Consider the following 14,832-nt stretch of genomic DNA (forward strand, 5'->3'; position numbering starts at 1 on the left):
CGACTCGGAGGAGCACGTGGTGAACGAGGAGACGACGACCGACACCGGCCTGCGGGAGATCGACCCCGCCGCCCTCCCGGTCGCCGAGGGCGACGAGCCCTGGACGCGGGCGGAGGTCGACGAGGTGGTCGCCGAGCTGCAGGAGCACGCGGCGACCCTGCGCGCCCGCATCGAGGCGCAGGAGGCCGAGCTCGCCGGGCTGTTCGCCGACGCGGGCGACGGCGCCGGCCCCGACGCGGCCGACCTCGGCGCCTCGACCTTCGAGCGCGACCACGAGCTCAGCCTCGTGAGCACGGAGCGCACCGCGCTGGAGCAGGTCGAGCGGGCCCTCGCACGCATCGGGGAGGGCCGCCTCGGGGTGTGCGCCTCGTGCGGCGGACCGATCGGCAAGATGCGGGTGATGGCTTTCCCGCGTGCCACACTGTGCGTGTCATGCAAGCAGCGCGAGGAGCGTCGCTGAGCCACGGCTCGGGCGACCCGGACCGTCCCCCGTCCTCCCCGGCGTCTCGTCGGCGTCGCACCTGGACGGCGTTCCTGCTGGTGGCCCTCGCGGCGTACGCCGTCGACCTGACGACGAAGGAGCTCGCGCTCCGCCACCTCGCCGACGGCCCCGTCGCGCTGGTCGACGACCTGCTCGTGCTGCGCCTGGTGTTCAACCCCGGCGCCGCCTTCAGCCTCGGCACCGGGGCGACCCCGGTGCTCACCGTCGTGGCCATCGTCGCGACGATCGCGGTGCTCGTCGCGAGCCGCCGCCTCGGCAGCGCCCTGTGGGCCGTCGCCCTCGGTCTCCTCCTGGCGGGGGTGACCGGCAACCTCACCGACCGCCTGCTGCGCGACCCCGGGCCGTTCCACGGGCACGTCGTCGACATGATCGCGCTGCCGAGCTGGCCCGTCTTCAACGTGGCCGACATGTGCATCAACGTGGCCGCGGCCCTCATCGTGGTGCAGGCCTTCCGCGGCGTGAGGGTCGACGGCGGGCGCGTCGATGACGACCGGGCGGACAGCACCCCCGAGGCCGACCAGCCGGCCGGGGAGGACCCGCGGTGAACGCCGACCTCCGCGTGGTGCTCGTCCCCGAGGGGATGGCCGGCGAGCGCGTCGACGCCGCCATGGCCCGCATGTTCGGCGTGAGCCGGTCGCGGGCGGCCGAGCTGATCGCCGAGGGCAACGTCGCGCTGGACGGCGGCCCGGTCGCCAAGTCCGACCGCGTCGTGGCGGGTGCGTTGCTGGAGGTGACCATCCCGTCGGTGGTCGACCCGCTCGAGATCGTGCCGGAGATCGTCGAGGGCATCGGGATCATCCACGACGACGACGACATCGTGGTGATCGACAAGCCGGTCGGTGTCGCCGTCCACCCCTCGCCGGGGTGGCGGGGCCCGACCGTGGTCGGTCACCTCGTGGGCGCGGGCTTCCGCATCGCCACGAGCGGGGCCTCCGAGCGCCAGGGCATCGTGCAGCGTCTCGACGTCGGCACCTCGGGCGTCATGGTGGTCTGCAAGTCGGAGACGGCGTACTCGCGGTTGAAGAACGCCTTCCGCAACCGCGAGGTCGACAAGACCTACCACGCGCTCGTGCAGGGGCACCCCGACCCGCACACGGGCACGGTCGACGCCCCCATCGGCCGCCACCCGCGCTCGGACTGGAAGTTCGCCGTCATGGCCGACGGGCGCGCGAGCGTGACCCACTACGAGACGCTCGAGGCCCACCGCTTCGCGAGCCTCCTGCAGGTCCACCTCGAGACCGGCCGCACCCACCAGATCCGCGTCCACATGTCGGCCCTCAAGCACCCGTGCGTCGGTGACCTGACGTACGGCGCAGACCCGACGCTGGCGCGCCGCGTCGGGCTGGAGCGCCAGTGGCTGCACGCCGTGCGGCTCGGCTTCGTGCACCCGGGCTCGGGGGAGTACGTGACGTACGACTCGGGCTACCCCGACGACCTCGCGCACGCGCTCGAGGTCGTGCGCGACAGCGACTGACCCGGCCTCGACCCGACCCTCCACCCGGCCCGCCACCCGACCCGCCGCGGCGTCCGCGACGCGACGGGTGTCGGTGCCCGACGGCACGATGAGGGGCGCCGGCGTCGCGTAGGCTGACCTCCTTCCCCGCGCACCGCCCGCACCACCCGTCTGTCCTGCTGCACCGTCCTCGAGGAGCGCGCTGAACTCCATGGCCGCCGGATCTTCCGACTCGTTCGTCCACCTCCACGTCCACACGGAGTACTCGATGCTCGACGGGGCGTCGCTGCTCGACGGGCTGTTCTCGCGGGTGGTGGAGCTGGGCATGCCGGCCATCGCGATGACCGACCACGGGAACCTGCACGGCGCCTACGACTTCTGGTCGAAGGCCCGCAAGCACGGGGTCAACCCGATCATCGGCATCGAGGCGTACCTGACGCCCCAGACCCACCGCAGCGAGCGGCGCCGGGTGCGCTGGGGCAAGGGCGGCACGGCCGAGGAGGGCGGCGACGACGTCGCGGGCGGCGGCGCCTACACCCACATGACGATGTGGGCCTCGAGCACCGAGGGCATGCACAACCTGTTCCGGCTCTCCTCGCGCTCGAGCCTGGAGGGGTACTACTACAAGCCGCGCGCCGACCGCGAGCTGCTGCAGACCTACGGCAAGGGCCTCATCGCCACGACCGGCTGCCCGTCGGGCGAGGTGCAGACCCGCCTCCGGCTGGGGCAGTACGACGAGGCGCGCCGCTCGGCGGCCGAGTTCCAGGAGATCTTCGGCAAGGAGAACTTCTTCCTCGAGCTGATGGACCACGACATCAGCATCGAGAAGCGCGTGCGCGACGACCTGCTGCGCCTGGGCAAGGAGCTGGGCATCCCGCCGGTCGCCACCAACGACTCGCACTACAACAACCCGGGCGACGCCGAGGCCCACGACGCCCTGGTGTGCGTCGCCTCCGGCAAGCGCCTGGCCGACCCGAACCGCCTGAAGTTCGACGGCGGGGGCTACTACATCAAGTCCGCGGCGGAGATGCGTGAGCTGTGGGCCGACCGCTTCGGCATGCCCGAGGCGTGCGACAACACCCTCGCGATCGCCGAGCGCTGCTCGGTGGACTTCACCGAGTCCACCGGCGGCTACATGGCGCGCGCCGACGTGCCGGCGGGGGAGAGCGAGGACTCCTGGTTCCGCAAGGAGGTCTGGCGCGGCATCGAGAGCCGCTACCCCGGTGAGGCGCTGACCGCCGAGGTGCGCGACCGCGTCGAGATGGAGCTGTCGGTCGTGGCGGCCAAGGGCTACTGCGGCTACTTCCTGGTGGTGGCCGACTTCATCCAGTGGGCCAAGGCGAACGGCATCCGGGTCGGCCCCGGCCGTGGTTCCGGCGCGGGCTCGATCGCGGCGTACGCGCTGCGGATCACCGACCTGTGCCCGCTGGAGCACGGCCTCATCTTCGAGCGGTTCCTCAACCCCGAGCGCCCCTCGATGCCCGACTTCGACATCGACTTCGACGAGCGTCGGCGCACCGAGGTCATCCAGTACGTCTCGGAGAAGTACGGCAGCGACCGCGTCGCCTACATCGCCACCTTCGGCCGCATCAAGGCCAAGCAGGCGATCAAGGACGCCGCGCGCGTGCTCGACTACGGCTTCGCCGTCTCCGACCGCATCACCAAGGCGCTGCCGCCCGACATCATGGGCAAGGGTGTGCCGCTCAAGGAGCTCTTCAACGAGGGCCACAAGCGCTACAACGACGGCGGCGAGTTCCGCGCCCTGCACGCCAGCGACCACGACGTGCGCACCATCTACGAGACGGCGGTCGGCCTCGAGGGCCAGATCCGCCAGTGGGGCGTGCACGCCGCCGGCGTCATCATGTCGAGCGAGCCGCTCGTCGACATCGTGCCGATCATGAAGCGCGAGCAGGACGGCGCGATCATCACGCAGTTCGACTACCCGATGTGCGAGTCGCTCGGGCTGGTCAAGATGGACTTCCTCGGCCTGCGCAACCTCACGGTGCTCGACGACGCGCTGAAGAACATCGAGATGAACCGCGGCGAGACGGTCGTGCTCGAGGACCTGCCGTTCGACGACCCCGCGACGTACGACCTGCTCTCGCGCGGCGACACCCTGGGCGTGTTCCAGCTCGACGGCGGGCCCATGCGGGCGCTGCTGCGCAGCATGAAGCCGGACAAGTTCGCCGACATCTCCGCCGTCGGCGCGCTCTACCGTCCGGGCCCGATGGGCGCGGACTCCCACAACAAGTACGCGCGGCGCAAGAACGGCCGCGAGCCCATCGACCCGATCCACCCCGAGCTCGAGAAGCCCCTCGAGACGGTGCTCGGCGAGACCTACGGCCTGATCGTCTACCAGGAGCAGGTCATGGAGATCGCCCAGGTCCTGGCGGGCTTCAGCCTCGGACAGGCTGACAACCTGCGCCGCGCCATGGGCAAGAAGAAGAAGGAGGAGCTCGACAAGCAGTACGCCGGGTTCCAGGCCGGCATGCTCGAGCGCGGGTACTCCCAGCAGTCCATCACGGCCCTGTGGGAGATCCTGCTGCCCTTCTCCGACTACGCGTTCAACAAGGCCCACTCCGCGGCGTACGGCGTGGTGTCGTACTGGACGGCGTACCTCAAGGCGAACTACCCGGCCGAGTACATGGCGGCCTTGCTGACCTCGGTGAAGGACGACAAGGACAAGTCGGCCATCTACCTCAACGAGTGCCGCCGCATGCGCATCCAGGTGCTCCCGCCCGACGTCAACGAGTCCGCGCACAACTTCACCCCGGTCGGCACCGACATCCGCTTCGGCCTCACCGCGATCCGCAACGTGGGCGCGAACGTGGTCGAGCAGGTCGTGGGCGCGCGCGAGGAGAAGGGCCGGTTCACGGACTTCAACGACTTCATGGCGAAGGTCCCGATCGGCGCCTGCAACAAGCGGGTCATCGAGTCGCTGGTCAAGGCGGGCGCCTTCGACGACATGAAGCACAAGCGGCGCGCGCTGGTCGCGGTGCACGAGATGGCGGTCGACCAGTACGTCGACATCAAGAAGAACGAGGCCATCGGGCAGGACTCGCTGTTCGGCGGCCTCGACGACGTGGACGACGGCGGCGGCTCGTTCGGCGTCAGCGTCGCGCTGCCCGACATCGACGAGTGGGACAAGATGACGCTGCTGGGCCACGAGCGCGAGATGCTCGGCCTCTACGTCTCCGACCACCCGCTGCTCGGCCTCGAGCACGTGCTCTCCCAGGGCACCGACGCGACCGTCGGTCAGCTGCTGCTCGACGAGGAGCGCCCGCACGGCTCCCGCGTCACCGTGAGCGGCCTGGTCACCTCGGTGCAGCGCAAGATCACGAAGAAGGGCGACGCCTGGGCGACGATCACGCTCGAGGACCTCGAGGGCGGCATCGAGGTGCTGTTCTTCCCCAGCAGCTACCAGCTGGTTGCCCAGCACCTCGTGCCGGACTCGATCATCCGGGTCTCGGGCGCGCTGTCGAAGGACAAGGAGCAGCCGGAGATCCGCGGGCAGGAGGTCACGCTCCCCGACCTCGCGGAGGGACCCGGCGGGCCGGTGGTGCTGACCCTGCCGTCGACCCGGTGCACCCCCACGGTGGTGACGCAGCTGCGCGACGTGCTGGCCACCCACCCCGGGATGTCCGAGGTGCACCTGCGGCTGCTGACGCGGCAGTCGACCACGCTGCTGCGCATCGACGACCGGCTGCGCGTCACGCCCAGCCCGGCCCTGTTCGCCGACCTCAAGCAGCTGCTCGGGCCCGGGTGCCTCGGCGGGGCGGAGTCGCGTGGCTGAGCGGGTGCTGCCGACGCCCCCCTCGCCCGGTGCCGCGGCTGACCCGATGACGACCGTCCGTGACGTCCTGCGGGTGGTGCGGCTGTTCGCGGAGGTGGCGGTGGTCGCCGCGCTCCTGTGGAGCTGGTGGTGGCGCCCGTCCACCGGGTTCGCCGCGAACGGCGACTTCTTCTGGGACCCCCGCAGCATCGAGGGCTCGATCACGGGCACGGCGTCGTACCTGGTCGTCGCCTCCGCCGCCGGCTTCCTGACCGGCGCCGTGGTGGCCGTGCGCCACCTCGCCCGACCGTGGGTCGCGCTCGGGGCGACGGGCCTCGCTGCGGCCGCGGCGGGGGTGCTGACGGGGTGGATCGGCCACCTGCTCGGCCCGGAGGACCCGGTCGAGGTGGCGGCCCGCAGCGCCGACGGGTCCCGTGTGGCCATCGACCTGCAGGTGGAGGGGATCGGCGCGTACGCCGCGATGCCCGCGGCCGCGCTCAGCGCCGTCGCACTCGTGCTGCTGCTCTGGCCCCGCCGGGGCGACTAGTCTCCTGGCCGGGCGGCGAGGGTGCCGCCGCACCACGAGACGAGGGGACGCGGACGTGACGCAGCCATCGGGGGACCAGCAGGCGTACCCGCCGCCGTACGAGCCGCCGCACCGGGGACCGCGCCGGCGCCGGGCGCGCACCGCGGTGGTGCTCGGCGCGGCGGGCGTGCTGGGGGTGGTCGCGATCGGCGGGGGAGCGGCGGCCTACCAGGCCTACTACGCGACCGGCGACCAGCCGTCGCAGGCGCTGCCGGCCGACACGCTGGCCTACCTGAGCGTCGACCTCGACCCGAGCGGTCGGCAGAAGCTCGAAGCGCTCGAGGTGCTCGAGCGCTTCCCCGGCTTCGGTGAGTTCTCCGACGAGGTCGGGCTCGACCGCGACGACGTCCGCCGCACGCTCTTCGACCAGATCGTCGACGCGACTCCTTGCGCGGACCTCGACTTCGACGACGACATCGACCCGTGGCTCGGCGGGCGCTTCGCGGCGGCGGTCGTGCCCGACGACACCTCGCCCAACGTGCCGGAGCTCGGCGGCGACGTCGTGTTCGTGGCCGAGGTCTCCGACGCCGCGGCGGCGTCCGACGGCATGGAGCGGATCGCGGACTGCGGCGGCGAGGACGAGGTCGGCTGGGCCGCCGAGGGCTCGTGGCTCGTGGTGAGCGACACCTCCGACGCCGCCGAGCGGGTGCTCGACGGGGCGGCCGAGGCCTCCCTCGCGGACGACGCGGCGTACGGGCGGTGGACCGACGCGGCGGGCGGCGCGGGCATCCTCAACGTCTTCGTGGGGTCCGGTGCGGCCGACCAGCTCGTCGAGGCCCTCGACGGCGACCTCGACGACGCGATCGGCGACGAGCTGGGGCTGGCGATCGGCGAGGCCGACCGCGAGGCCGTCCGCACCGCCGCCGAGGACTTCGAGGGCGCCGCCCTCGCCGCGCGCTTCGCCGACGGGGGCCTCGAGGTCGTGGGCGCCACGCAGGCGCGGCTCGGCGCGGAGGACGGGGAGCGCCCGGCGCTGACCGCCGGGACCGCGGGCGACCTCGCGGCCTCGCTGCCGGACACCACGGGGGCGGCGCTCGCGGTGGGCCTGGTGCCCTACTGGTACGAGGCGCTGCTCGCGAACCTGGTCGACGGTGGCCTGGCCTCCGAGGACGTCGAGGCGGGCGTCGCCGCGGTGGAGGACGAGACCGGGCTGCGGCTGCCGGACGACCTGCGGACGCTGCTCGGCGAGGGCGTCGCGCTCGCGGTCGACGGGGAACGGGCCGACCTCGACACGCTGGAGGGCTCCGAGGGACCGCAGGACCTGCCGCTCGCGGCGAAGGTGCTGGGCACCGATGCCGACGAGGTGCGGGACGTGCTGGACGACCTCCTCGAGGCGTCCGGTGCACCCGACGAGGTCGACGTCGCGGTGGAGGGCGGCGACGGGGGGAGCGTGGCGCTCGGCTTCGACGACGACGTGGTCGCCGACGTCGCGGAGGAGGGCGGCCTGGGCGGCACCGACGTGTTCGAGGACGTCGTGCCCGAGACCGACGACGTGCACGCCCTGCTGTTCCTGGACCTGCGGGCCGGCGACGGCTGGCTCGAGGACCTCGCGCGCGACCTGGGCGACGACGAGCTCGCCGACAACGTGGCGCCGCTGTCGGCCGTCGGGCTCTCGGTGCGGGTCGACGACGACGTGGCGCGCACCGTCCTGCGGATCACGACGGACGACTGACGGGCGCCACGACCGCGCCGCCGCCGGCCAGGGCCACCAGGTCGGCGGGGCGGAGCTCGACGTCGACGCCGCGGCGACCCGCGGAGCAGAAGACGCTCGCGTGGGTGAGGGCCGTGTCGTCGACGACGGTGCGCAGGGCGCGGCGCTGGCCGAGCGGCGAGATGCCGCCGACGACGTAGCCGGTGGCCCGCTGCGCATCGGCCACGTCGGCCATCCGGGCGCGGCGGCCGCCGAGCGCGGCGGCCGCCGCCTTGAGGTCGAGCATCCCGGCGACCGGCACCACGCCGACGCACAGCTCGCCGTCGACGTCGAGCACGAGGGTCTTCAGCACCCGGTCGGGGGACAGGCCCAGCGCGGCCGCGGCCTCCTCGCCGTACGACGTGCTCGCGGGGTCGTGCTCGTAGGGGTGCACCACGTGCCAGGCGCCGGCCGCGACCAGGGCGGCGATCGCCGGGGTCGCCGCGGCCTGCCGCTCGCCGCGGGCGTCGCGCTTCCTCGCCACCGTCCTCGCCGCCGCGCTCAGTTGGGGGAGAAGCCGGTGCGGTTGAGCTGCATCGCCGGGAGCGACGGGATGACGTTGATGGCGCGCAGCTCGGCCTCGAACAGGTCGGCGAGGAGCAGGTAGCGCTCCTCCGGGTCGTCGGTCTCGAGCAGCCGCTGGCGGTCCGACAGGGGCAGTGGCGCCACCGCCGACATCGCCCACGAGCGGAAGACCACGTCGTTCGGCAGCACCCCGGCGACGACGTTGCCGCCGAGCTCGGAGACGACCGCCTGGTGGGCGGCGAAGAGCGCGCCGGTGCGCTCGACGACCGCGGGGTCCACGGTCGGCGGGCGCTCGGGCTCGGGGAGCACCTGCACCTCGCCGACGGGGAAGGTGCCGCTGGTGTCGAGACGGTCGAGCCGCAGGCGGTCGCGGCACACGGCGACGACGTCGAACGTGCCGTCCTCGTGGGTCTGCACCTGGGTCAGCTGCAGGCGGCAGCCGACGCGGTGCAGCGACTGGCTGCCGCGGTCGCCGACCTCATAGCCCTCGCGGATCGCGACGGAGCCGAAGAGGCGGCGCGCGGGGTCGGGCTCGCGCAGCAGGTGGTGCACCAGCGCGCGGTAGCGGTCCTCGAAGACGCGCAGCGGGACGGTGAGGCCGGGGAACACCACCGAGCCCAGCGGGAACATGGGCAGGCGCGTCGTGCCGGCGTCCCCGGGCTGGTCGTCCTGCGCGTCGGCCACGTCCTCGACCCTAGCGCCCGCGTGGCGGCCGCGATGCCGGGCCGCCCCGGGCCCCGGCCTAGAATCGGGCCCATGACCACCACCGCTCCGGCCCCGCGGCTGCGCCGCACCGACCTGCGCGGAGCGACCCCCGGATCCCTCGACTACCGGGCGGTCGTGCCGCGTGCCGACTTCGACGTCGAGGCGGCCGTGCCGGCGGTCCACGCCATCGTCGAGGCCGTGCGCGAGCGCGGTGTCGACGCCGTCCTCGAGCTCGGCGCCCGCTTCGACGGCGTCGAGCTGACCGACGTCCGCGTCCCCGTGGGAGCCGCGCAGGCGGCCCTCGAGGCGCTCGACCCCGCGATCCGCGCCGGGCTGGAGGAGTCGATCCGCCGCCTGCGCACCACCTCCGCGGCCGAGCTGGAGCGCGATGCGGTGACCGACCTTGCGCCGGGCGCCCGGGTCACGCACCGCAAGGTGCCCGTCGGCCGGGTGGGGCTCTACGTGCCGGGCGGCCTCGCTCCGCTGGTGTCGAGCGTCCTGATGAACGTCGTGCCGGCCCAGGTGGCCGGCGTCGGCTCCATCGCGCTGGCGAGCCCGCCGCAGAAGGCGTTCGGCGGCTCGGTGCACCCGACGATCCTGGCGGCCTGCGCGCTGCTCGGCGTCGAGGAGGTCTACGCGGTGGGCGGGGCCCAGGCGATCGCCATGTTCGCTCACGGCGCCGGCCCCTGCGCGCGGGTCGACCTCGTCGCGGGCCCCGGCAACATCTACGTCGCGGCCGCCAAGCGGCTCGTGCGGGGGCTGGTCGGCATCGACTCCGAGGCCGGGCCCACCGAGATCGCGATCCTCGCCGACGACACCGCCGACCCGGCGTACGTCGCCGCCGACCTGCTGAGCCAGGCCGAGCACGACCCGCTCGCCGGCGCGGTGCTCGTCACGCCGAGCGAGACGCTCGCCGACGACGTGGACGCCGAGCTGGAGAAGCAGGTCGCCGCCACCCGCCACGTCGAGCGCGTGCGCACCAGCCTCGCCGGGCGGCAGTCCGGGATCGTGCTCGTCGACGACGTCGACCAGGGCATCGAGGTGGTGGACGCCTACGCGGCCGAGCACCTCGAGATCCACACCGCCGACGCGGCCGCCGTGGCGGCGCGGGTGCGCAACGCCGGCGCGATCTTCGTCGGTCCGCACGCCCCGGTCAGCCTGGGCGACTACTGCGCCGGGTCGAACCACGTGCTGCCCACCGGCGGCTGCGCCTGCCACTCCTCGGGCCTGTCGGTGCGGGCGTTCACGAAGTCGGTGCACGTCGTGGAGTACACGCGGGAGGGCCTGGCCGACGTGGCCGACCACGTCGTGACCCTCGCCGAGGCCGAGGACCTCCCCGGTCACGGCGCCGCCGTCCGGGTGCGCTTCTCGTGAGCGCGGGCCCCGGGAGCACGGGCAGCACGGGGAGCACGGGAGCGGGCTGGCTGCCGCTGCGCGAGGAGCTGCGGGGGATCGAGCCGTACGGCGCGCCCCAGCTCGACGTCCCCGTCCAGCTCAACGTCAACGAGAACCCCTACGGGCCCTCCGAGGCGTGCGTCGCGGACATCGCGGCGGGCGTCGCCGCGGCGGCCCGCACCCTGAACCGCTACCCCGACCGGGAGTTCACGGCGCTGCGCGAGGCGCTCGCGGCCTACCTCTCCCGGGACGTCGCGGCCGGCCAGGCGCCGATCGCGGCCGAGCAGGTGTGGGCGGCCAACGGGTCGAACGAGGTCATGCTGCAGCTGCTGCAGGCCTTCGGCGGGCCGGGACGCACCGCGGTGAGCTTCGCCCCGACGTACTCGATGTACCCGGAGTACGCGCGGGACACGGGCACGACGTGGGTGGCCGGCCATCGGGCCGAGGACTTCTCGCTCGACCTCGACGCGGCCCGCGACCTGGTCGCCGAGCACGGCCCGAGCGTCGTGCTGCTGCCGAGCCCGAACAACCCGACCGGCACCGCGCTGCCGCCGGAGGCCGTGGACGCGCTGTGCGCCGCGGTCGCCGAGCACGGCAACGGGGGGCGCGGCGGGATCGTCGTGGTGGACGAGGCGTACGGCGAGTTCCGCCGCGCCGGCACGCCGAGCGCGCTCGAGCAGCTGCCGACCCACCGCAACCTCGTCGTGACGCGCACGATGAGCAAGGCGTTCGCGGGCGCCGGGCTCCGGCTGGGCTACCTGGCCGCCGACCCGGCCATCACGGACGCGATCCGGGTGGTGCGCCTGCCCTACCACCTCTCGTCCACGACGCAGGCGACGGCGCTCGCGGCGCTGCGCCACGCGCCCGAGCTGCTCGGGCAGGTCGACGCGCTGCGTGCCGAGCGCGACGTGCTCGTGGTGTGGCTGCGCGAGCAGGGCCACGACGTGGCCGACTCGGACGCCAACTTCGTGCTCTTCGGCCGGTTCGCGGACCGGCGCGCCGTCTGGCAGGGTCTGCTGGACCGCGGGGTGCTGATCCGCGAGACCGGCCCGGAGGGCTGGCTGCGGGTCTCGGTCGGCACCCCGGAGGAGATGGCCGCGTTCCGCGACGCCCTCGTGATCGTCACCAAGGAGGACCAGTGAGCACCCCCCAGGCCGACCGCGCCCCGCGCACCGCCCGGCTCGAGCGCACGACCAGCGAGTCGCGCATCCTCGTCGACCTCGACGTGGACGGCACCGGCCGGCACGAGATCTCGACCGGGGTCGGCTTCTACGACCACATGCTCACCGCGTTCGCCCGCCACGCGCTCGTCGACCTGACCGTGCGTGCCGAGGGCGACACGTGGATCGACGCCCACCACACGGTGGAGGACACCGCGATCGTGCTGGGCCAGGCGATCCGCCAGGCGCTGGGCGACAAGAAGGGCACGCGGCGCTTCGGTGACGCGACGGTGCCGCTCGACGAGGCGCTCGTGCAGGCCGTCGTCGACATCTCGGGCCGCCCGTACTGCGTGCACACCGGCGAGCCCGAGGGCCAGCAGTACGTGCAGCTCGGCGGCTCCGGCGTGTCCTACCTGGGGTCGCTGACCAAGCACGTCTTCGAGACCATCGCCTTCCACGGCCACCTCGCGCTGCACGTGCGGGTGCTCGCCGGGCGCGAGCCGCACCACATCGTCGAGACGCAGTTCAAGGCGTTCGCCCGGGCGTTCCGCGACGCGGTCGCGCTCGACCCGCGCGAGACCGGCGTGCCGTCCACGAAGGGCACGCTGTGAGCGGTGGCGACCGGCCGCACGTCGTCGTCCTCGACTACGGCTCGGGCAACCTGCGCTCCGCCGTGCGCGCCGTCGAGCGCGCGGGCGCCGAGGTCGAGCTGACCTCCGACAAGCAGGCGGCGCTGGACGCCGACGGCCTGCTCGTGCCGGGCGTCGGCGCCTTCGCGGCATGCATGGAGGGCCTGCGCGCCGTCAAGGGCGACGAGATCATCGGGCGCCGCCTCGCCGGCGGACGCCCCGTGATGGGCATCTGCGTGGGCATGCAGATCCTCTTCGGCCGCGGCATCGAGCACGGCGTCGAGACCGTCGGCTGCGACGAGTGGCCGGGCACGATCGAGCGGCTCGAGGCGCCGGTGGTGCCTCACATGGGCTGGAACACGGTCGAGGTGCCCGAGGGGTCGCGGCTGTTCGCCGGGCTCGAGGACGAGCGGTTCTACTTCGTGCACTCGTACGCCGCGCGCCGCTGGGAGCTCGAGACCAACGACCGCACCCGGGCGCCCCTCGTCACCTGGGCCACCCACGGCGGCGACCGCTTCGTCGCGGCCGTCGAGAACGGTCCGCTCTGGGCCACCCAGTTCCACCCCGAGAAGTCGGGCGACGCCGGCGCGGCGCTGCTGCGCAACTGGGTCGCCACGCTCTGAGGCGCAGCGGGCCCGCCCGCCGCAGCCGCTCCGCCGTACCACCCCGTTCCACTGCAGCACCGCACCCCGCACCAGCGCATCCCGCGAGAAAGGCAGGCCGTCGTGCCCGCGTCGTACCTCGAGCTCCTCCCCGCCGTCGACATCAAGGGCGGCCAGGCCGTGCAGCTGGTGCAGGGGGTCGACGGCTCCGAGAAGCGGTTCGGCGACCCCGTCGAGGCCGCGCTGCGCTGGCAGCGGGCCGGCGCGGAGTGGATCCACCTCGTCGATCTCGACGCCGCGTTCGGCGTCGGCACCAACCGCGAGCTGCAGGCCGAGATCGTCGGTCGGCTGGACATCAAGGTGGAGATGAGCGGCGGGATTCGCGACGACGAGTCGCTGGAGGCCGCCATGGCCACCGGCTGCCGCCGGGTCAACATCGGCACCGCCGCGCTGGAGCAGCCCGAGTGGTGCGCGCGGGCGATCGCGACGTACGGCGACCGCGTCGCCGTCGGCCTCGACGTGCGCGGCCGCACGCTGGCCGCGCGCGGCTGGACGCGGGAGGGCGGGGACCTGTACGAGACGCTCGCGCGGCTCGACGGCGAGGGCTGTGCGCGCTACGTCGTCACCGACGTCAACAAGGACGGCATGCTCGCCGGGCCCAACCTGCAGCTGCTGCGCGACGTCTGCGCGGCGACCGACAAGCCGGTCGTGGCCTCGGGCGGTGTCACCACCCTCGACGACATCCGCGCGCTGACCGAGCTCGTGCCGCTGGGCGTCGAGGGTGCGATCGCCGGCACCGCGCTCTACGAGGGCCGGTTCACCATCGAGGACGCGCTCGAGCTGACGCGGGGTGCCGCGGGCGCCGCGGGTGCTGCGGGGGAGCAGGCGTGAGCCTGGCCGTCCGCGTCATCCCGTGCCTCGACGTCGACGGCGGCCGGGTCGTCAAGGGCATCAACTTCCAGGAGCTGCGCGACGCCGGTGACCCGGTCGAGCTGGCCCGCACGTACGACGCCGAGGGCGCCGACGAGCTGACGTTCCTCGACATCTCGGCCTCCCACGAGGGGCGGGCCACGACGCTGGAGATCGTGTCGGCGACCGCCGAGCAGGTCTTCATCCCGCTCACCGTCGGCGGCGGCATCTCGAGCGTCGAGGACGTCGACCGGCTGCTGCGCGCCGGGGCCGACAAGATCGCGGTCAACACGGCGGCCATCCGCCGGCCCGAGCTGATCGCGGAGATCGCGGACCGTTTCGGCAACCAGGTGCTCGTGCTCTCCGTCGACGCCCGCCGTGCGGCGAGCGGCACCGACTCCGGCTTCGAGGTCACCACGCACGGCGGCCGGCGCTCCGCCGGTCTCGACGCTGTCGCGTGGGCGGCTCGGGCCAGCGAGCTCGGCGCGGGGGAGATCCTGCTCAACGCCATGGACGCCGACGGCACCCAGGACGGCTTCGACCTCGAGCTGCTCCGGGCCGTGCGGGGAGTCGTCAGCGTGCCCGTCATCGCCTCCGGCGGCGCCGGGGCGCTCGAGCACTTCGCGCCCGCCGTCGACGCCGGCGCCGACGCCGTGCTCGCCGCCACCGTGTTCCACTTCGGCACGCTGCGCATCGGCGACGTCAAGGCCGCGCTCGTCGACGCGGGGCACCCCGTCCGCTAGGCGGGTCACGCCCGGCTCGGTCGCGGTCCCTGCCTGTCGCGGTAGGAGCGGTAGTCGAGGGCTATCGCTCCTACCGCGAGCGGGAAGCGGCGCCCGTGGTGGCGGTCCACCTCCGGCGGCGATCGAGTCGGCCGCGCGTTCCGGTGGTTGAGGTGGGTGCG

At 73.7% G+C, this 14,832-nt stretch carries 14 protein-coding genes; 12 read left to right on the forward strand and 2 right to left on the reverse strand.

Going from position 1 to position 14,832, the window contains the following annotated elements:
* The first annotated feature begins 19 nt into the window (after positions 1-19).
* The 6 genes from INN71_RS05870 to INN71_RS05895 all read left to right on the forward strand — a co-directional run bounded on the left by INN71_RS05870 (position 20) and on the right by INN71_RS05895 (position 7,985).
* A complete protein-coding gene (locus tag INN71_RS05870) occupies positions 20-460 on the forward strand; it encodes a TraR/DksA family transcriptional regulator (RefSeq protein ID WP_277499944.1) in 441 nt (146 codons plus the stop codon).
* On the forward strand, positions 433-1,047 hold the full coding sequence (gene lspA, locus INN71_RS05875) for a signal peptidase II (protein WP_277499945.1): 615 nt from the start codon (positions 433-435) through the stop codon (positions 1,045-1,047). Before INN71_RS05870 ends, lspA begins: the two co-directional genes overlap by 28 nt.
* A 35-nt stretch (positions 1,048-1,082) precedes the next feature.
* Positions 1,083-1,976, forward strand: a complete 894-nt coding sequence (locus INN71_RS05880; RefSeq protein ID WP_277499970.1) for an RluA family pseudouridine synthase — start codon at positions 1,083-1,085, stop codon at positions 1,974-1,976.
* A 190-nt stretch (positions 1,977-2,166) separates the two neighbouring features.
* Complete coding sequence (gene dnaE, locus INN71_RS05885) at positions 2,167-5,748, forward strand: DNA polymerase III subunit alpha (protein WP_277499946.1); 3,582 nt, start codon at positions 2,167-2,169, stop codon at positions 5,746-5,748.
* A gap of 46 nt (positions 5,749-5,794) precedes the next feature.
* Positions 5,795-6,274, forward strand: coding sequence for a hypothetical protein (locus tag INN71_RS05890; RefSeq protein ID WP_277499947.1), 480 nt, complete (start codon positions 5,795-5,797; stop codon positions 6,272-6,274).
* Positions 6,275-6,329: 55 nt separating this feature from the next.
* Positions 6,330-7,985, forward strand: a complete 1,656-nt coding sequence (locus INN71_RS05895; RefSeq protein ID WP_301799836.1) for a DUF3352 domain-containing protein — start codon at positions 6,330-6,332, stop codon at positions 7,983-7,985.
* Here the strand turns inward: INN71_RS05895 and INN71_RS05900 are convergent.
* Both INN71_RS05900 and INN71_RS05905 read right to left on the reverse strand, forming a co-directional pair.
* Positions 7,969-8,433, reverse strand: a complete 465-nt coding sequence (locus INN71_RS05900) for an aminoacyl-tRNA deacylase (protein WP_301799850.1) — start codon at positions 8,431-8,433, stop codon at positions 7,969-7,971. The two genes, INN71_RS05895 and INN71_RS05900, sit on opposite strands and share 17 nt — an antisense overlap.
* A gap of 71 nt (positions 8,434-8,504) precedes the next feature.
* The gene (locus INN71_RS05905; protein ID WP_277499950.1) at positions 8,505-9,212 is read right to left on the reverse strand and encodes an LON peptidase substrate-binding domain-containing protein; all 708 of its coding nucleotides are present in this window, start codon (positions 9,210-9,212) and stop codon (positions 8,505-8,507) included.
* Between the two features lie 72 nt (positions 9,213-9,284).
* On the opposite strand from INN71_RS05905, the gene hisD reads away from it, so the two are divergent.
* From hisD to hisF, 6 genes are all read left to right on the forward strand, one after another.
* A complete protein-coding gene (gene hisD / locus INN71_RS05910) occupies positions 9,285-10,607 on the forward strand; it encodes a histidinol dehydrogenase (protein WP_277499951.1) in 1,323 nt (440 codons plus the stop codon).
* A complete protein-coding gene (locus INN71_RS05915) occupies positions 10,604-11,770 on the forward strand; it encodes a histidinol-phosphate transaminase (RefSeq protein WP_277499952.1) in 1,167 nt (388 codons plus the stop codon). The genes hisD and INN71_RS05915 overlap by 4 nt, the downstream gene beginning before the upstream one ends.
* Entirely contained in the window at positions 11,767-12,399 is a 633-nt protein-coding gene (gene hisB / locus INN71_RS05920; RefSeq protein ID WP_277499953.1) for an imidazoleglycerol-phosphate dehydratase HisB, read from the forward strand. Before INN71_RS05915 ends, hisB begins: the two co-directional genes overlap by 4 nt.
* A complete protein-coding gene (gene hisH, locus INN71_RS05925) occupies positions 12,396-13,040 on the forward strand; it encodes an imidazole glycerol phosphate synthase subunit HisH (RefSeq protein WP_277499954.1) in 645 nt (214 codons plus the stop codon). Before hisB ends, hisH begins: the two co-directional genes overlap by 4 nt.
* A gap of 102 nt (positions 13,041-13,142) precedes the next feature.
* A complete protein-coding gene (priA, locus tag INN71_RS05930) occupies positions 13,143-13,910 on the forward strand; it encodes a bifunctional 1-(5-phosphoribosyl)-5-((5-phosphoribosylamino)methylideneamino)imidazole-4-carboxamide isomerase/phosphoribosylanthranilate isomerase PriA (protein WP_277499955.1) in 768 nt (255 codons plus the stop codon).
* Positions 13,907-14,671, forward strand: a complete 765-nt coding sequence (gene hisF / locus INN71_RS05935) for an imidazole glycerol phosphate synthase subunit HisF (protein WP_301799837.1) — start codon at positions 13,907-13,909, stop codon at positions 14,669-14,671. The genes priA and hisF overlap by 4 nt, the downstream gene beginning before the upstream one ends.
* Positions 14,672-14,832: the final 161 nt, after the last annotated feature.

The sequence above is a fragment of the Nocardioides sp. ChNu-153 genome (genome assembly GCF_030466625.1).
Lineage (GTDB): Bacteria > Actinomycetota > Actinomycetes > Propionibacteriales > Nocardioidaceae > Nocardioides.